Here is a 17,777-nt window from a genome sequence, read left to right as displayed (position 1 = left end):
CGTCCAGCCGAAAACCCGCTGGCGACGGCGACTCTACCAAAAGGCCATCAGCGACCCAAGGGAAAATCCCTGATCGGGCGCGCTTGTAGGGGTTTCCCCGGTGCACGTTTTTCACTTTGCTCCCACAGTATTTTCATCAACCATGGCCGGGCAGCGCAGCACGCACCAGATTCACCTGAAGCGATGAAAACCATATCAGCACGCGGCAGAACGCCGCACCAGGCACGTCTATCTGATCCGCACAAATGAACAATTCCTGAGCCTGTTTTGTTTCCGAGTGGGTTCCTACAGTGCAACGCATGCCAGTCCGGGTGGCCTGGCAAGACTTTGCAACCGTGGATGAACTGACCATGAGCACAGCAACAATCGGAGCGGCCTATAACTACAAGGTCGTCCGCCAATTCGTTATCGCGACGGTTTTCTGGGGTGTCGTGGGCATGGCGATGGGGGTCTGGATCGCCTCGCAACTGGTGTGGCCGGACATGAACCTGGACCTGCCATGGACCACGTTTGGCCGCTTGCGCCCGCTGCACACCAGCCTGGTGATTTTCGGGTTTGCCGGCAGCGCGCAATTCGCCGCCAGCTATTACGCGGTGCAGCGTACCTGTCAGGTGCGGTTGTACTCCGACACCCTCGCCGCGTTCACCTTCTGGGGCTGGCAATCGGTAATCGTGATCATGCTGGTCACCTTGCCGCTGGGCTACACCACCACCAAGGAATACGCCGAAATCGAATTCTCCGGCGCAGTGTGGATGGCCGTGGTCTGGGTGGCGTATGCCGTGGTGTTTTTCACCACCGTGGTGCAGCGCAAGACCAAACACATCTACGTCGGTAACTGGTTTTTCGGTGCGTTCATCCTGGTGATCGCCATGCTCCATGTGGTCAATCACCTGTCGATTCCTGTGGACTGGTTCAAGTCGTATCCGCTGTACTCCGGCGCCACCGATGCGATGGTGCAATGGTGGTACGGGCACAACGCGGTGGGTTTCTTCCTGACCACCGGATTTCTCGGGATGATGTATTACTTTGTGCCGAAACAGGTCAACCGCCCGGTGTATTCGTACCGGTTGTCGATTGTGCATTTCTGGGCGCTGATCACCCTGTACATCTGGGCCGGCCCGCATCACCTTCACTACACCGCACTGCCGGACTGGGCGCAGTCGCTGGGCATGGCCATGTCACTGATCCTGCTCGCGCCGAGCTGGGGCGGGATGATCAACGGCATGATGACCTTGTCGGGGGCCTGGCATAAGTTGCGCACCGATCCGATCCTGCGCTTCCTCGTGCTGTCACTGGCGTTCTACGGCATGTCGACGTTCGAGGGGCCGATGATGGCGATCAAGACCGTCAATGCCCTCTCCCACTACACCGACTGGACCATCGGCCACGTGCACGCCGGGGCGTTGGGCTGGGTGGCGATGATCACCTTTGGCGCGACCTATCACATGGTGCCGAAAGTGTTTGGCCGCGAGCAGATGCACAGCACGCCGCTGATCAATCTGCACTTCTGGCTGGCGACGATTGGCACGGTGCTGTACATCGCCTCGATGTGGGTCAACGGCATCACCCAAGGTTTGATGTGGCGTGCGATCAACGAGGACGGCACGCTGACCTATTCGTTTGTCGAAGCGCTGCAGGCCAGTCATCCCGGGTTCATCGTGCGCTTTGCCGGCGGGGTTTTCTTCCTCACCGGCATGTTGCTGATGGCCTACAACGTCTGGCGCACGGTGCGGGTTGCCGACGTCGCGCTGGCTCACCGTGAAGCGCAGATTGCCTGAGGCAGGGAGCCGGTCGTGATGGAGATGTTCTTCGATGTGCTGGGCGTGGTGTTTCTGTGGCTGGCGGTGGAGTATTGCTTGCGGCGGGAGACGGCGGACAGTCTGGATGAGGCGAGCATGGTGCCGTTTGCCGATGATCCGGAAGTGGCGCGACGGGTGGAGCTGGCAACGGGCAAGACGGTAAAAGCAGTAGCGCCCGAAGTGGCAAAACCCGGCTGGGTCAACCTCGACATGTAGTCTGTCGCAATCTCTTGTGGGAGCGGGCTTGCTCGCGAATGCGCTGTGTCATCCGGCATCTGCGGTGACTGAACCGGCGTTTTCGCGAGCAAGCCCGCTCCCACAGGGGAAATGGATGAATCCTTGCGATCTAGGCGCGGTCGCGGGGAATCAGGCTTTGCAGTTGCTGGGCGAGGAAGTCGGCGTCGAAGGCAAAGGTATCCGGGTCCTTCAGGCCGTTGGTCTTGCGCCATTGCCACGCGTCGTCCGGCAGGCCCACCAGGGAAATGCTGCCATAACGCGCCGCCGTCAGCCCCATCACCGCCAAGGAAATATGCCCGCTGCTGCCCATCACGTCCGGCACGAACTCCACCGGTTTGCCGGCGATCACGATGCTCAGTTTTTCGGTCTTGAAGGTCGATGTCTCGACCGGCGTGCTCGGCCCGAACGCGACATAGGCTTGCCGGCTGACCTCCAGCAGATTCGGCGCCTTGACCGGTTCCAGCCATTGTTCGATAGCATCGAACAGGCCGGTGATCCGCGTCGCCCAGGTCGCAGACTGCGTCTCGAACAGCTGCTTTTTGTGCGCTTCGCTTTCGGCATAGTGACGAAGCATCTCGCCCAGTTGCTGTACGTCGTTCATTGCGGTGTTCCTCTAAAGGACCTGCGAAGCACGATAGTGGCAGATCCCGGCCTGCACGTGCGGTAAAGCTGCAATCGGCCTGAACTGACACACTTGCGTGAAAGATCAGCGGTACAGTCAGTTGTCGCTGGCATCGCACCGTGAACATCAGGACACTGCAGGCAGACCTGAACGTTCGACGCACGTCATTTGCCTGAGGAAATCCAATGCGCACCATCGGCCTAATCGGCGGCATGAGCTGGGAGTCCAGCGCTGAGTACTACCGCCTCATCAACCAACAGGTGCGCGATCACCTCGGCCCGCTGCGCTCGGCGCAAATGCTGATGTACAGCGTCGACTTCGGCCCGGTCGAACAGGCCCAGCACACCGGGCGCTGGGACGATGCGGCGGCGATTCTGGTGAAAGCCGCGCGCAGTCTTGAAGCCGGCGGCGCCGATTGCGTGGTGCTGTGTACCAACACCATGCACAAGGTTGCCAAGCAGATTCAGGCGGCGATCAGCATTCCGTTTCTGCATATTGCCGAACCCGCTGCCCGCGCGGCACTGGCCATCGATGCGCGCACTGTCGGATTGCTCGGCACCGCGTTCACCATGGAGCAGGATTTTCTCAAGCAGCGGCTGATTGCCCAGGGCCTGACCGTGCTGGTGCCGGATGAACGCGAGCGCCAGGACGTGCACCGGATCATCTACGACGAACTGTGTGTCGGAGTGATCAGCGAGGAGTCGCGGCAGATCTACCTGCGGGTGATCGATTCCCTGGCGGCACGCGGCGCTCAGGCGATCATCCTGGGTTGCACGGAAATCGGCCTGCTGATCCAACCCGAACACAGCTCCCTGCCCCTACTCGACACCACCGGGTTGCATGCACAATCGGCGGTGGCGTTCGCCTTGGACGACTGAGTCTGGGGCGCGGCTTGCTCAGGCAATGGCGCGACTGCGCAGGCGGGCCATGCTCAGGGTGTCGACCCATTGCCCGTCGCGCACGGCGTAATCGCGAAACAGGCCTTCGGTCTCGAAACCGAACTTGCGGTAGAGACCGATGGCCGCTTCGTTGTCGGAGTACACCGTGAGTTCGACGCGGTGCAGATTCATCCAGTTGTCGGCGACATCCAGCGCCGCCGCCAGCAGTGTCGAACCCACGCCCTTGCCCTGCCATGCCACCGCAACGCCCATGCCGAAACTGCCGGCGTGGGCCCGGCGCATCCGCGAGTGAGCTTCGAGACCCAGATTGCCAATCACCACACCCTGATGCAGCGCCACCAGTTTCACCGCGCGCTCGCTGTCCGCCTGCAGTCGCTGACGCCAGACCTCAACGGACTGAAACGGCATCTGCAATACCTGCCGGGCCACCGCCGGGTCGTTGTACAGCGCGGTAGTGCCCTCGAGATGGGATTCGTTGAAGCGTTCGAGGTGAATGGCGGGGTTGTGCTCTGGCATGGTTGATCCTTCCTGGATTGATGAGTGGCCGACCACTCTAAACCGCTGAGCCACGGTCTGGCGAATATCAAATGTGGGACGTCGGCGCAGAAGGATTGAGGTCAGGTCTGGAACCATTCCTGGCGTTCATTGAAGGTGTGGAGGATGAGTTCGGTGAGGGTCTGCACTTCGGCCACATTCTGCGACCCGGCATTGACGGCCAGCCACGCCTGCAATTGCATCGGCTGGTCGAACAGCCCTGGCAACGCGATCAAACCACGGTCGAAGCAGCTGATGTAGGCCGGCAGCAAACCGATGCAGGCGCTGCAGCGGATCATCTCCAGCATCAGTTCATAGGACTGCATCTGCACCACCCCGGCCAAACGCTGTTCGACCAGTTCATTCCACGGCCGAAAGCTGTCGATCTGCCGATCATGTTGCCATTGCACCAGCATGAAATCGGCGAGGTCATCGGCGCTGTCCGGGCGCGACGTGACGCGCGAATAGCGTTTGGCGATATGTGGCAGGTAAGTCAGCGACGCCAGTCGTTGCGGCGTGGAAACGGCAAAGGTCGGGCCGGGATGTGGTTCGTTGCCGTGGGCCAGCCATAGAACGACATCGGCACTGACGGCGCGCAGCGACAGTTCGCTGTCGAGCGCGATGATGTCCAGGCGCACGCTGGCGTTGCGCCGTAGCAGTGCGATCAGGTCGCGGCCGAGGATGTCATGCAGGATCGATTCGGCAACGGCGAGGCGAATCAGCGGCTGCTCGACCACCGGCAGTTTGCGCTCGTTGGCCAGCGCGACCAGTTTCGCCTGTAATTGCTCGCCTTCGCGCGTCAGGCTCAAAGCGCTGCCCTGAAAACTGAACAACGAATGCTGCAGTTCCTGCTCAAGTTGCGCCAATTGCTTGCGCAGCAGCGTCGAACGCACATTGAGGCTGCGCGCCGCTTGCATGAAGCAGCCGCAACGGGCGCTGACCAGAAAGAATTGCGCAACATCGGCATCGATGGTCGCGGCGTGTGCCAGCCAGGGTTCACTGTTGTCCTGAGACCAGCGGTAATCGGAGCTGCCCTGTCGTCCTGCGGGTTCGGTGAATGACATCGATGACTCCCTGTCGATCTTTGTGTTTGGGAAAACGCCACGGTTCCAATGTGGGAGCGGGCTTGCTCGCGAAGGGGCCATGCCAGCCACTTTGCCTGTTGCATGACACCGCGCTTTCGCGAGCAAGCCCGCTCCCACAGGGGGTCAGTGGTGAGGCTGTTTTTCCTCGAGGACTTTATTGAGTTCAGCGCCGTCAATGCTCAACGTGGCGGTGTTGAGCATGCCGTCCAGATACGCCTGGGCAATCTGCTCCTGCCGCTGCGCCCGCAGCGCCTGGGTCAGTTGATCGCGCAGTTCGTCCAGCGTTGCGGTGCGCGCCGGTTGCTGCTCGGTGAGCTTGATCACATGGAACCCGGCCGCGCTTTGCACAGGGTCGGACACCGCGCCGACTTTTAGCCGAGCCACAGCACCCCGCACCTCTGGCACCAGTTGCTGCAACGGTTGCAAACCACTATCGCCACCCCGTTCGGCGGTCACACGATCCTGCGAATACTGAGTGGCCAGCGCGGCAAACTCCCCCGGTGCCGACTGGGCTTTCCTGCTCAGCTCCGTCGCCTGTTTGCGCACTGCTTCCAAGGCCTGCGGTTCATTGACGCCGAGAAAGATCTGACTGACCCGATACAGCGCCGGGGTCTGCCAGTTCGCCTTGCCGGCGTCATAGGCCTGCTGCAACTCGGCAGCACTTGGGTAGTCCTTTGGCACTTGGCTGACCGAACGCAAATAGTCGCGGAAGATAATCTGCTCGGTGGCCTCGCGAGTCTGCCGAGCGACGTCCGGGCGCTGTGCCCAGCCCTGCGCATCGGCTTGCTCAAGCACGGCTTTTTCAGCAAGACGTGTGCGAATCCAGCGTTCCAGTGCCTCACGATTGCCGCGCAGTTGCTCGCGGGCCTGCGCCGGCACCGTCGCCAGCAACCCCTGCAACTCCTCACGCGACACCTTCTGATTGCCCAACCGCGCCACCGCCGGACCTGCAGGACTCCCAGCAACTGCCGCCACCGGCGCCGATTGCTGGGCGGCGACCGGGTCACTGCCCGGTCGCACCACCAGCGCCACGGCCACCACCAACAGCGCCACTGCGGCAGCACTGATCACCATGGCAGGCTTTTTCACAGCGCGACTTCCTCTTGCTCGGCGACCGGGACCTTGGCCGTTTGCGCAGTTCCTGCCTGGGTGAAATCACGCAGGTAAACGATGAACTCTTGCAGCAGGCGATCCCACAATTCGAGATTGCCACGCAGGTGATCGTTGCTCACGCCAGCGGCCACCACGACGTCCATTTCCATCACCAGAAACTCGCCCTGCAACGACAGCCGCGCAAAACGCCGAGTCGCGTTCCACTGCTCGGCCACACCTTTGGGCAACTCGCCCTGTACCCGCAGCGCACAGCTGAAGGTGAAATCGACATAGTTGCCCTGCTCCACCGCCGGATTGCCGAACCGCACGGCGTAGCCGATGCCCTGGCTGGCGCTGAGCAACTGCACGATGCCGTTCTGTTCGGTTTCGTTGACGCGATAACCCGCCGCTTGCAGGACTTCGGTCAGGAATTTTGGCGATACGTGGCTGATCAATTGAGTCATTGTTTCTTCCTTGTTTTATCAGTGTGCGAGCGCGGCTTGCGGCGCGTCGAATTGAGTCTTGTAGAGCTCGTCACCCAACCCTTGGGCCAGTTCTTCGAACTTGACCCGGGCGCTGCCTGCGAAGGGCTGGCGAATCTTCATCACCTCGGCCACATCGATGTTTTCGTAGGCAGTGAGGATCTGTTTGGCGACGCCGTACATCTGCTGATTCTTGACTGAACATTGCTGCACTTGTGTGTCACGTTCAGCCAATTGCGCTTGAAGCCTAGACCGTTCTGCTTCTTTGGCACGGGCCATGACCAGCAATTCGTCGTAGGCCTTTTTGAACTTGCCGGTCTGCTCGGCGCTGGCGGCCACTTGCGCCTGGGCCTGGCTGTGCAGGCTCTGTTGCTGCCCGGCCAGTTGCTCGGCGAGGCCTTTGGCCTTGGCCAGTTCGGCGGTCAATTGCCTGATTTGTGCCTGCGCAGCCTTGGCGTCGTTCTGCGCCGCCAGTTGCGCGGCGCTGGCCTGGGCCTGCTGACTTTGCAGGGCCTGCAACTGTTGCGTGGTGCTGCGCAGTTGCGTGCGCAGGCGTTCTTCCATGCCTTCGGCACTCGCACCGGTGGCGCACAACAAACCGAGCCCCAGCCACAACAAACGCATATTCATAACCGTCTCCCGGCGCCTTAGAAGCGCGTGTTGATCTCAAGCTGCAAGACGTCGATGTCGAACGGCGCGCCGTACACCGCTTCGGTGCTCATCCAGCGACCGGTGGCGTGAACGTTCTTCGCCAGACCGTAGTTGCCGCCAATGAAATAGCCCTTGGCATTGGTGCCGCCGAGGTGGAACGACGAATCGTTAAAGCCATCAGGCAAGGCATCCGGCTGGATGTATTTGTAGCCAGCGAACAGGTTCCAGTCGCCCTGCTTCTTCAGGTCCAGCGCGCTGCCGAGGGTGAACTGCACCATCCACGCATTGGCGCCGCTTTCGATCTCGCCATTGCTGTCGAGGTTGTTGACGATCTGCCCGGCGGAGCGCTTGCGCATGTCGCCTTCGTCGTAGCTCAGGTTGTGGATGTAGTTGCCCTGGCTGCGCAGCTTGAAGTCTTGCGGCAGGTCGGCATCCCAGACCACGTTGAGGTCGAGCAGGTTGAACTCGGAGGCCAGGCCGACGAATTGCGGCTGCGGCGTGGTGGTCGGGTTGAGCGGGTTCGGCGTGATGTCACGCAACAGGAACACGCTGTTGCCCTTCTGCATGAACGCCGTGCGGCTGCCGTCGCTGTCGCAACCCGGCGCGCCGGCCCAGGGTTCGCAGGGGCTGGAGCGTTCGCCCTGAATGTCGTCGAAGCGGTAGTAGGCCAGCGCGCCCTTCAAGCGGTTGTTGCTGTTGATCGCCCATTTGGCGCCGATCTGTGCGCCATACAGCCATTTGTTGTCGCTCTCTTCCTTGTCGAAACCGTTGCTGCTGGCGGTGTCGTTGGTGTAGTCCACCGGAAACGCGCCGACGGTGCCGAACACGCCCCAATCGCGGTTGAGCTTGTGGTCGAAAATCGCCGCCACGCCGTCGAAATTCAGGTCGTTGGAATAGAGCATGTCGGTGGACATGAACGGGTTGGCGAAGCGGCCGCCGGTCAGGGTCAGCTCATCGGTCGGCTTCCAGTTCAGGTAGCCCTGATCGAGCCAGATGTCCTTCTTGGCGAAACCGCCGCCGAGGCTTTGCGTGGTCGACACCGGGTTGTTGTCCGAGCCGGTGCCGATGCGGATGCCGGCGGTCCATTGCGGCGTAATCACCGCTTTCATGCCCAACCGTGCGCGGATGCGGAACTGATTGGTGCGGTCTTCGCGGGTGTTGAGCAACGGCGGCAGGCTGGTGCTGCTGTTCGGGTTTACGTCGTAGGGGCCGTTGTTGTTGAGCTTGGCGAAGTCGACGATTTCGTTGCTGTTGTTATCCGAGTAATAGCGCGATTCGTTACGCAGACGAATGTCGCCGTCGAAACTGATACGCGAGGCCCAGTCCGGAAAGGTGTTGGGCGCGGCCCAGTTTTCCTGTTTGGCGGTCGCCATGACTTCGGCTTTGACCTGATCGCGGATCTGGTCACGCACCGCTGCGGGCACATATTGCACACGGACATCGCCCTGCGCCGCCACTGGCCCGGCTGCGACGGCGGTAGACGCGGCAGCCTGTCTGGCCTGGGCCGCTTCGTTCTGCGCCTGAGCGATCAGCGCGTCGGCTTTGTCCTGTTTCAAAATGCCCTGCTCGACCAGCAAGCGGATCAGATTGATCGTGGCGTTCTCCGAGGGCGCAGGCGCTGCCACCGCCTGACCGACCAGGGTCGCAATGACCATGCCGACCGCCAGGGACAATCGATTCACGTTGGAAATCATCTGCACACAACTCCTTTTGGCAACACTCTAAGAATTCGGTTAACCCGGACGCCGCCCTTGCAGGGACAGGCGTACAGGCAAAGTCATGGAGGCCGGTGGCCGTTCGCTTAAGTGCGGCGCATTGCGCAGTGCCGCCAACACCTGGGTGTCGATTTCCGGGTTGCCACTGGACTTGATCAGCTCGACCCGGGTGATCTCGCCGACGCTGCTCAGCCACACATCGGCCTGCAGGGTGAAAGCGAGGTTGCGCAGCTCAGGGTTCTCGCGCAGCAGCTTTTGAAAGGTGAACGCGAGGAACTGGCTATAAGTGCCGTTACCCAGGCGCCCGCCTCCACTGCCAGCCATGCCGCCGCCCTTACCCGCGCCGATGTTGAAAGCGTCGTTGCCGGACTGCGCATCGCCGTCCATTTGCATCGGGTTGGCCAGATCGTCCGCCGGTGATGGCGGCGCTTCTTCCTCGGGCTTGACCGCCTCGGGCTCCGGTGTCGGTTCCGGCTCGACGACTTTTTCTTCCACCGGGGTTTCCGGCTCAGGCGGTTTTTCCGGCGGTGGCGGCGGTGGTGGCGGCAACGGAATGATCGTCGGCACCTTCGGCGCCTCGCGGCGGATGCCGCTCATGTCGTTGGCCCACTGCCACAGGAACCACGCGGCGAGCGCAGCGATGACCAGCCCGGCGCCCCATTTCACAAAGCGCAGCGCAGGCTTTTTCACCGGCAACGGCTTGATCGGGAGTTGTGCAGTCATGACTCAGCCCTGACTCGGTTTGCCGGTCACAAGACCGACCTGGGACAGTTCGAGCCGGCGCAAAAGATCCAGCACCTCGATGACTTTCTGGTACTGCACCGTCGCGTCACCGCGCACGATCACCGGGAAGTCCGGGTTCTGCGCCTTCTCGATGCGCAGGCGTTCTTCCAGCTCGGCCAGCGTCACCGGGTAAGCGTCGAGGAACACCTGGCCGCCGTCGTTGACCGAGATCGCCTTGGTCTTGGCCTCGGACAGCGACACCGACGCGCTGGCCTTGGGCAGGTTGATCTGAATGCCAGAGACCTGTGCGGTAGCAGTGAGGATGAACATCACCAGCACCACCATCAGCACATCGACCAGCGGGGTGATGTTGATGCTGTCCACTGCGGCATCTTCGTCATCGTCGTGGGAGGCATTTACGGACGCCATGTCAGTGCTCCTCAGGCCGGTACGGAGTGATTGGCGTGATGGCCGCGCGGGTGCGACGCCTCACTGAACTGGCTCTCGCCATGCATCTCCGCCAGACGGGTGATGAACTCGTCGACGAACACGCGCATGTCGGCGCTGACTTCCTTGTTGCGGGTGATCAGGCGGTTGTAGCCAAACAGCGCGGGGATCGCGACGAACAGGCCCATCGCCGTTGCCAGCAACGCAGCGGCCATACCGGGAGCAATGGCGTTGATGTTGACGTCGCCGGCCATCGCGGTGCCGAGAAACACCACCATGATCCCCAGCACCGTGCCCAGCAGGCCGATGTACGGGCCGCCGGCGATGGCGTTGGACAGGGTCGAGAGTTTCGAACTCAGTTGCTGGTTTTCGCGGGTACGCACACCGTCCATGGAGCAGCGGATGGCTTCGATGGTGGCCGCTGAAACCTGCGAGGTATCGGCGCCCTGTTCGCGACGGGTGCGAATCTCTTTCACCGCCACCAGATACAGGCGCCACAGCGACGAATGCTGCAAACGCTGAGCGAGTTGCGCGTCGTCGGCGAACATCTCCAGACGTGTGCCAACCTTGGCGAATTGCACGCGGAAGTCTTCGTTGGCGGCGCTGACCCGACTGAGGGTGCGGTTCTTGCGCAGCATGATGATCCACGACTGGAACATCATCAGCACCAGCACCGCGATGATGACCCAGGCGTCCACCGGCACGGCGTTGAGCAGGAAGCCAAGACTGCCGAAACCAAAACCGGACTGCTCTTCATCGACACCGTAAGCCACCAGTTTCGACTCGGCACCTTGCGACGTCGCGTCGGCGAGCAACAGCGGCGCGGGACGGGCGACTTTCGACAGGCGCAGTTCGTCGATGGCGCCCACGAACGGCTGGAACGGCCCTTCGTGCAGATCGGCGCCAATGGACATGACCGAGTTGAACGCCGGCATCGCTTGGGCGAGCGTCGCGCTTTCGCGGCCATTGATGTACAGAGTGACTTTGGCCCCTTCAGCGGTCAGCGCGACGTGTTGCCACTGGCCCGGGTTCAGCGCTTGACTGGCGACCGCACGTTGACCATCGATCTCAACGAATGGCACACCTTGATTCGCACCGATCAGCAGACTGCTGGCGCCTTCGCGACGGGCGAGAATCAATTGCTCGCCACTGGCCTGATCCAGTCGCAGCCAGGCACTGAAGGTGAACGCGCTGCCGGCGTTGTGCTGCAGCGAAGGGCTGGCCGGCAGCAGCAACGGCTGGCCGCTGAACTGCAAGGCGCGCCCTACTACACCGTCAATCGCCGCGCCGGTGGCGCTTTGCGCGGTGTTGCCGTAGGCCGTGGTGTCTTTGGCCGGGGTGCCGGTGGCGCCGTCGAAGTGATACAACGCGGTGTAATTGGGGTCGAACGTCAGTTGGCCGTTGCCGGTTGCCGGGGCCTTTTGATTGCCGTAATACATCCATATGTCCTGGCGCTGACCGCCCTCGACATTCGGCACATCGACCCAGATCAGCGCCATGCCCATCAACGCGTCGAAGCTTTCGATCTGATGGTTGAGCACGGTTTTGTCATCGGCGGCGACGAAGCGCAGGTCCGAGCCGTCCTCTTTCACTCCGTCGAAGGTGAAGTTGCCGGTGTGCAGGCGCACCAGCAGCGCGGTACGGCCCAGAGCCTGATTGATCCCGGCGCCCTGCGGCGTGGTGTCAACGGCGATCTGTTTGCGGTAGTGCCAGTCGTCCTGCCACCAGGCCTGAGCCGTGGCCGGGAGCACGAAGCCCAGGCAGATCAACAACGAAAGAAAGAGGCGCTGCATGAACGTGCTCCTTGTCAGAAAGTGGCTTGAAGGTTGAAGTGCAGGCGCGATTCCTGTTTCGAGGTGTTCGGCCCTTCGAGTAGCGGGTAGCCCCAGTCGAGGCTGCCGGACAGCCATTTGCTCAGGCTGGCACGGGTGCCGAGGCCAACGCTGGCCAGGGCGTAATTGGCGTCCTGGTCCGGCAGTTCGTCGCGCAGGTAAAGTTGCGCGCCTTCGGCGAAGGCGTAGAAGCGCCAGTCCTGCATCCACGTGCCGGCGTACTTGGCCAGCGACGGCGTGCGCAGTTCCTGACTGAGCAGCAAGCCGTCATCGCCGGTGCGTTCGGCGGCCATATAGCCACGCACCGAGGTCGCGCCGCCGGCAGAGAATTGTTCGTTGGAAACCAGCGGCCCCGACGCCAACTGGAAAGCGGCTTTGCTTGCGCTCTGCCAGTCGCTGTCGAAGGTCCAGGTGTAATTGGTATCGCCCTTGAGCACGGCGAAGCTTGGTTTGGCGCGGTAGCGTTTGTAGTCGAAATCTTCGTCGGAGCTGCCGTAACCGAAAATGCTGCGGGTCGCCGCGACCAGGCTCAGGCCGAGGCCGAGCTGGCTCTTTTCGCTATAGCGATAGCCGTTGTAGGCGAAAGTGAATGGCGCGTATTGCAACGGCACCTTGTCGCTCTCGCCGGACAGGGTCAGGCGTTCGTCGAAGTCCTTGAAGTCGATGCCCGCCGACAGCGAGTTCGACCAGTTGCCAGTCGATGGCAGGGTGTAGATCGCCGAGACGCCATAGCTGTGGCCCTTGCCGAGCACGTTGCTGCCGCCGATGGTGGCGACGTTGCTGTCGGACTGATAACCGGAGAACTGCACGCTCCAGCGTTCGGTCAACGGCGCGGTATAAGAGCCCGACCAGACCTTGGCGTTGTCCGTTTCCTGCGGCGCGGTGAAGAACGTCAGGTTGACGCTATGGCCGAGCTGCCAGAGGTTGTTGTAGCCGAGGCTGGTGACGGTGCGCAGCTTTTCCGTGTCGGCGCTGTAGTCGTTGTTGAGGCCGACGCTGGCGGTCCACGGGTTCTTGTCCTCGACCTGCAGATCGACGTCCATGGTGCCGGGGCGCTGACCTTCGCGCACCAGCGGCATGACTTGTCGGCCCGGGGTTTTGTTCAGTTGCGCCAGTTCGCCCTGAACCTTGGCGAAGTCTGGCACCTCGCCCTCTTTCAGCGCCGGGACGTTGTCGCGGATGTCCAGCGGCGAATAGTGTTTCGCACCGACCACGCGCACCCGCCCGACCCTGGTTTCGCTGACTTGCAGATAAACGATGCCATCGGCGACGGCTTGCTCTGGCAGCTCAACGAACACCGATTGATAGCCGCGTTGCTGATAGGCCTTCTGCAACGCATCGCGTGCACCTTCGATGTCGCTGAGGGCTTTTTGCGGGCCGAGAAACGGATACACCGCCTCTTCGATTGCCCGCGCATCGAGCACGGTGTTGCCGCGCACGAAGTATTCGTTGACGTCGACCCGACGCTGCGCCGCTGCGCTTTCGGCAGCTTCTTCGGCCAATGCCGGCTGCGCGCCCGCCGTCACCAGCAGCCAGCCCCACAGCGCCAGCCGTGACTTGAAAATCGGTTCCACACTACCCCCTGAATTCGCGATGACCTGTTGGCGTTTCGAACGCCGCGTGTATGGCGTCAATTGCTGGCTGTCGAGGCGCAGGCGTGTTTGCCCAGCCACGTGTGCAACAGCGCGAAGTTCAGCGAGAACTCGGGCATTTGCAGCAAGGCACCGCAGAACACTTCGCCGATGATTTTCTGAATGAGCTGCACCGCACGCGGCTCGTTGAGCAGCGTGGCGATGTCGCGACTGAGGACGTTGAAACGCCAGACTTTCTGGTTCAGACCGAGGCCGACGAACCAGCGAAACAGCAGGTTGTAGTTGAGCTGTTCATACAGTTGCTGTTCGCTGGGCACCGAGTACAGCAATTGCAGGAGCAGGATGTGCATGACCGTTTGCGCAGGAATCAGCATACCGGGCTGAGCGTTGAGGTCGTGCAGGAGGCCTTGATGGGCGTCGAGCAGGTCATCGATCTGCGGACGCAGCAGCACCAGCGAATGCCCCGACGGAATGTAGCTCGACACCTCTTTCAAGGCGCCCTGCCAGTCATCCTGCGAGACGATCCAGACCCACGGTGCGCCGTAGCGATACACCGAAACCGGCTTCTTGCGCGCGGCTTCGACGATCTTCGACAGGCGTTGATCGAGTTCCTGCATGCCCACTTTCGAATAGCGTTCCATAGTCCCCATTGCCTCACTCCCGGCGTCCCGCCTCGGCTTGTGAAAAGCGCCCCGAAAGGCACCTCAAGCGCGTTACATAGGCATGACCGGACTGGCTATGGGCTACCGAACTTTTGTCATAAAAGCTTCATTACAGGATTGATCGGGATTAAACAGGCAACACCACATCCTGGGGGATTGTTGGTGGTTGGAAGTCAGGTGTAGACCGGCCAGGTGTCGACGACCTTGCCGTTGCGCACGGCCAGCAAGTCACCAAATTGCAGGAGCACGGCTTCGGTCTGGGTCGGGCGCAGGAAAACCTGATCTTCCACGTTGAGCCCGACGGCACTGGAGCCGTTGACCATCTCCTGATTGGAGCTGCGGCCATAGACGCTGTTGCTTTGCAAACCGACGGGCGATTCGAACTCGGCCATCCAGTTGCCGCCGTAGATGAAAAAGGTCTGACGCTGATTCGGGTCCCACCACGAAAACAGCCTCGATTGCTCATCGAGCGCCGGGATGTTCACCGCGCCGGTGCTTTTCAACACCGGCGTGGCGATGTAAACCGCCGGCTCGTGCTCGACCAGCGACGGCAGATCGTAGTGCGTCGGCTTGAGCATCGCCGTGCCCACCGACACCTCGGTGCTGAGCGTTTCGTTCTCATGAATCCGGTAGCTTGGGCTGCCGGCAGTGTTCAGGCATAAACCGTCCCGCCACAATGCCGGAAACTGCTGTCGGGTGAAGTCGACGCAACGCTGGTAAATCACCATCACCTTGGCGAACAGGTCTTCGGGCGAGCCGAGAATCCCCGGCACGCCCATGCCCACGAACGGGTCGTAGCCCATGAACCCGGCGAACTCCAGATGCTGCGGGTTGGCGCTGATCAGCGTGAGCATCTGCCCAAGGACATTCACATCATTGACACCGCCGCGGTGCAGGCCGACATCCAGCTCGATGTTGATGCGCATCCGTGTGCCCAGCCCCTGAGCCAGCGAAAGGTATTGCTGCAAGCGCTCGGGACTGTCGAGCAGCCATTGCAACTGTTTCGCCGGCTCAAACGGGCCTTTGTGGCCTTGATAAAACAACGCTGCCGAACGCACCGGTAACGGCTTGCCGAGCAAAATGTCCGACTGCGGGAACACCTGCGCATCGTGGTTGAGAAAGGGTTGATGGAACGACATCAGTCTTTGCGTGCCGGCCCGCTGAGCGATGTAGCTGAGCAACCCCGGCGACGGCAGCGACTTCTCCACCAGCCGCAACTGTTTGCCGCCGCGCTGCACTGAATGCATCACCACATCGATGTTGTGATCGAGGCGATCCAGATCGATCACCAGCACCGGGCGCATCGGGCCTGCGTCTTTCAATTCCTTGTTCAGCGCACGGAAGTACTCACTGTACGGCCCTCCCCGATCCCCGGGCCGCAACCACGCGCCGACGCCCACCAACACTGCGCCGACACCCAACGCGCCCAACAGAAAATTGCGTCGATTGACCGCCATCAGCTCACCCCCAATATCGATGACAGATGCGCATTGAGAAAGCGCCCGCGCGGGTCCAGCGCCTGGCGCACGTCGACAAATTCGCGCCAACGCGGGTACAGCGGTTGCAGGTTTTTCGCGTTGAGCGTGTGCAACTTGCCCCAGTGCGGGCGGCCGTTGTACTTCCAGAAAATCGGCTCGACCGCCGCGAAAAAATTGTGATGATCCATCTGGTAATGCTGGTGCACCGAGATCGAGCAACTGTCGCGGCCCTCGAACATGCTCAGCGGAATGTCGTCGGCCTTGACGTAACGGTACTCGATGGGAAACCAGGTGCGCAGGTCCTTGTCGCGGATCAGTTTGAGAATCTCGCGCAGGCAGGCCGGGCCGTGTTCGGCGGGCACCGAGTATTCCATCTCGTTGAAACGCACGGTGCGCACGTTGGCGTAGATGTCGAACGAGTCGCCGACGCGATCATCGAAACTGGCCAGATGGCGCAGGCTGTTGAGCAACGTGCGACGCAGATCGGGAAAGTCGCTGGCGTACTTGTCGATCTTCTCGATCAGGGTGACGAACTCGTTGCCGCCCTCCTCTTCGGGCGGGATCGGTGGCGTGGCCGGGTCATCGGTTTCGTTGAGGGCGATGGACAAGGCGTAGTCGGAATGGGTGACGACGAGCATTTCCCAGTGCTGGTTTTCACGGGTGTTCTTGTCGAGGTCTTCGAGCAGTTCTTCGGTTCTGGCGATCCACTGGCGTTCGCGCAGGCGATAGGCCGGGCGGTTTTGCAGACGGATTTTCGTGGCGACGCCGACCGCGCCAAGGGAGACGCGAGCGGCGTTGAACACTTCGGCGTGGCGCTGGCTATCGCAGTCCAGCACTTCGCCGTTGGCCGTCACCAGTTGCAGGCCACAAACGTGCGCCGAGCAGGACTGGAAGTTTTTGCCAGTGCCGTGGGTCGAGGTGGCGATGGCCCCGGCGAGGGTCTGGTAATCGATGTCGGCCATGTTTTGCAGGGCCTGACCGATGTCTTTCAGCGGCTGGCCCATGCGGGACATCGGCGTGCCAGCGGCGAATTCGGCTTGCAGGGTTTTCGCATCGTGATCGAGCAGGCCGCTGAAGTAGCTCAGCGACAACAACGTGCCGTCGGTGGGCACCAATGCGCTGAAGGAATGCGCCGAACCGACCGGACGAATCTTGCCCTGCGCCTGCTGGATAGCGGTCACCAGTTCATCGAGATTTTTGGGAGCCAGCCGCGCGGCTGGCAGGCAACTCTGCCCACCCGACCAGTTGCGCCATGGAATCAGCCGTGGGGCGCGTATCAACTGGGCCAACGCCGGCTGGCTCGCCAGCGCACTGAACGCGCCGACAATGCTTGCCCGTTGCAACAACTGACGCCGTGTCAGATCCATCGTCATGCCGGGCACCTTATTGAGGGAGGGGCTGGTCGGCCATGAAGCCGATCAATTGCAGGAACTGCTCTTGCGAGCACTCGACGCACTGGCCCATCGGCGGCATGCCGTTGTAGCCATTGATGGTGTGGTCGAGCAGCGTGTCGGTGCCCTGCTGAATGCGCGGTTGCCAGGCGTTGCGGTCGCCGGTGAGCGGCGCGTTGGCGGCCGGGTTGGCGTGGCAGAGCTGACAGCTGTTGGCGTAGATCTGCGCGAGCGCCGGGTCTTTGGGCATGGCGTTGCTGTTGGTGCTGGCCGGGGGTTTGGGGTCTTCGCCGCAGCCGGACAGCGCCACGGATATCGCCAGCAGTAGAGTCAGAGGGATTGCCCGCATAACGGCCTCGCTGATTGTTGTGGTCACACCTTAAGGCAGCGGCGTCGGCGGGTTGAGGGCATTGCGGGACAGGGATGGGGGCTTCAGGGGCCAGCAAGGAACATTCGGAACAGCAAAATTCCACTGTGGGAGGGGGCTCGCTCCCGAAGAGGGCTGATCATTCAATACTGATGTCGTCCGGCACGCC

At 61.7% G+C, this 17,777-nt stretch carries 18 protein-coding genes; 3 read left to right on the top strand and 15 right to left on the bottom strand.

The features are described from left to right. The first annotated feature begins 350 nt into the window (after nucleotides 1-350). Entirely contained in the window at nucleotides 351-1,778 is a 1,428-nt protein-coding gene (ccoN, locus tag AACY19_RS17965) for a cytochrome-c oxidase, cbb3-type subunit I (RefSeq protein WP_339452461.1), read from the top strand. A gap of 18 nt (nucleotides 1,779-1,796) precedes the next feature. Beyond that, nucleotides 1,797-2,015 (top strand): cbb3-type cytochrome c oxidase subunit 3, encoded by a 219-nt coding sequence (locus tag AACY19_RS17960; RefSeq protein ID WP_339452812.1) that lies wholly within the window; start codon nucleotides 1,797-1,799, stop codon nucleotides 2,013-2,015. Between the two features lie 130 nt (nucleotides 2,016-2,145). On the opposite strand, the gene AACY19_RS17955 is transcribed toward AACY19_RS17960, so the two are convergent. Beyond that, complete coding sequence (locus AACY19_RS17955; RefSeq protein ID WP_339452459.1) at nucleotides 2,146-2,637, bottom strand: hypothetical protein; 492 nt, start codon at nucleotides 2,635-2,637, stop codon at nucleotides 2,146-2,148. 206 nt (nucleotides 2,638-2,843) lie between these two features. Between AACY19_RS17955 and AACY19_RS17950 the strand changes: the two genes are divergently transcribed. Further along, a complete protein-coding gene (locus AACY19_RS17950) occupies nucleotides 2,844-3,536 on the top strand; it encodes an aspartate/glutamate racemase family protein (protein ID WP_339452457.1) in 693 nt (230 codons plus the stop codon). Nucleotides 3,537-3,554: 18 nt separating this feature from the next. Here AACY19_RS17950 and AACY19_RS17945 read toward each other — a convergent pair whose 3' ends face one another. From AACY19_RS17945 to AACY19_RS17880, 14 genes are all read right to left on the bottom strand, one after another. Further along, nucleotides 3,555-4,073 (bottom strand): GNAT family N-acetyltransferase, encoded by a 519-nt coding sequence (locus AACY19_RS17945; RefSeq protein WP_339452455.1) that lies wholly within the window; start codon nucleotides 4,071-4,073, stop codon nucleotides 3,555-3,557. 101 nt (nucleotides 4,074-4,174) lie between these two features. Beyond that, nucleotides 4,175-5,155, bottom strand: coding sequence for a LysR family transcriptional regulator (locus AACY19_RS17940; protein ID WP_339452453.1), 981 nt, complete (start codon nucleotides 5,153-5,155; stop codon nucleotides 4,175-4,177). Nucleotides 5,156-5,299: 144 nt separating this feature from the next. Continuing rightward, on the bottom strand, nucleotides 5,300-6,265 hold the full coding sequence (locus AACY19_RS17935) for a peptidylprolyl isomerase (protein WP_339452451.1): 966 nt from the start codon (nucleotides 6,263-6,265) through the stop codon (nucleotides 5,300-5,302). Next, nucleotides 6,262-6,732 (bottom strand): YbjN domain-containing protein, encoded by a 471-nt coding sequence (locus AACY19_RS17930; protein ID WP_339452449.1) that lies wholly within the window; start codon nucleotides 6,730-6,732, stop codon nucleotides 6,262-6,264. The genes AACY19_RS17935 and AACY19_RS17930 overlap by 4 nt, the downstream gene beginning before the upstream one ends. An 18-nt stretch (nucleotides 6,733-6,750) precedes the next feature. After that, nucleotides 6,751-7,380 carry a DNA repair protein gene (locus AACY19_RS17925; protein ID WP_339452447.1) on the bottom strand — a complete coding sequence of 210 codons (630 nt, stop codon included), beginning with the start codon at nucleotides 7,378-7,380 and terminating at the stop codon, nucleotides 6,751-6,753. Between the two features lie 17 nt (nucleotides 7,381-7,397). Next, nucleotides 7,398-9,095 carry a putative porin gene (locus AACY19_RS17920; RefSeq protein WP_339452445.1) on the bottom strand — a complete coding sequence of 566 codons (1,698 nt, stop codon included), beginning with the start codon at nucleotides 9,093-9,095 and terminating at the stop codon, nucleotides 7,398-7,400. 39 nt (nucleotides 9,096-9,134) lie between these two features. Continuing rightward, complete coding sequence (locus AACY19_RS17915) at nucleotides 9,135-9,839, bottom strand: energy transducer TonB family protein (protein WP_339452443.1); 705 nt, start codon at nucleotides 9,837-9,839, stop codon at nucleotides 9,135-9,137. A 3-nt stretch (nucleotides 9,840-9,842) separates the two neighbouring features. Next, the gene (locus AACY19_RS17910; RefSeq protein ID WP_115147927.1) at nucleotides 9,843-10,268 is read right to left on the bottom strand and encodes an ExbD/TolR family protein; all 426 of its coding nucleotides are present in this window, start codon (nucleotides 10,266-10,268) and stop codon (nucleotides 9,843-9,845) included. An 11-nt stretch (nucleotides 10,269-10,279) separates the two neighbouring features. Then, entirely contained in the window at nucleotides 10,280-12,079 is a 1,800-nt protein-coding gene (locus AACY19_RS17905) for a DUF2341 domain-containing protein (protein ID WP_339452438.1), read from the bottom strand. Between the two features lie 14 nt (nucleotides 12,080-12,093). Beyond that, nucleotides 12,094-13,692 carry a ShlB/FhaC/HecB family hemolysin secretion/activation protein gene (locus tag AACY19_RS17900; RefSeq protein ID WP_339452437.1) on the bottom strand — a complete coding sequence of 533 codons (1,599 nt, stop codon included), beginning with the start codon at nucleotides 13,690-13,692 and terminating at the stop codon, nucleotides 12,094-12,096. A 56-nt stretch (nucleotides 13,693-13,748) separates the two neighbouring features. Beyond that, the gene (locus AACY19_RS17895; protein WP_445262316.1) at nucleotides 13,749-14,351 is read right to left on the bottom strand and encodes a transposase; all 603 of its coding nucleotides are present in this window, start codon (nucleotides 14,349-14,351) and stop codon (nucleotides 13,749-13,751) included. Nucleotides 14,352-14,545: 194 nt separating this feature from the next. After that, entirely contained in the window at nucleotides 14,546-15,754 is a 1,209-nt protein-coding gene (locus AACY19_RS17890; RefSeq protein WP_339452810.1) for a DSD1 family PLP-dependent enzyme, read from the bottom strand. A gap of 74 nt (nucleotides 15,755-15,828) precedes the next feature. Next, nucleotides 15,829-17,157: a D-arabinono-1,4-lactone oxidase gene (locus AACY19_RS17885; protein WP_339452807.1), complete on the bottom strand. Its 1,329-nt coding sequence runs from the start codon at nucleotides 17,155-17,157 to the stop codon at nucleotides 15,829-15,831. 76 nt (nucleotides 17,158-17,233) lie between these two features. Next, nucleotides 17,234-17,590, bottom strand: a complete 357-nt coding sequence (locus AACY19_RS17880) for a c-type cytochrome (protein WP_339452434.1) — start codon at nucleotides 17,588-17,590, stop codon at nucleotides 17,234-17,236. Nucleotides 17,591-17,777: the final 187 nt, after the last annotated feature.

This window comes from Pseudomonas sp. EA_5y_Pfl2_R50, assembly GCF_963970475.1.
GTDB lineage: Bacteria > Pseudomonadota > Gammaproteobacteria > Pseudomonadales > Pseudomonadaceae > Aquipseudomonas.
This window is presented reverse-complemented; position numbering and strand designations above follow the sequence as displayed.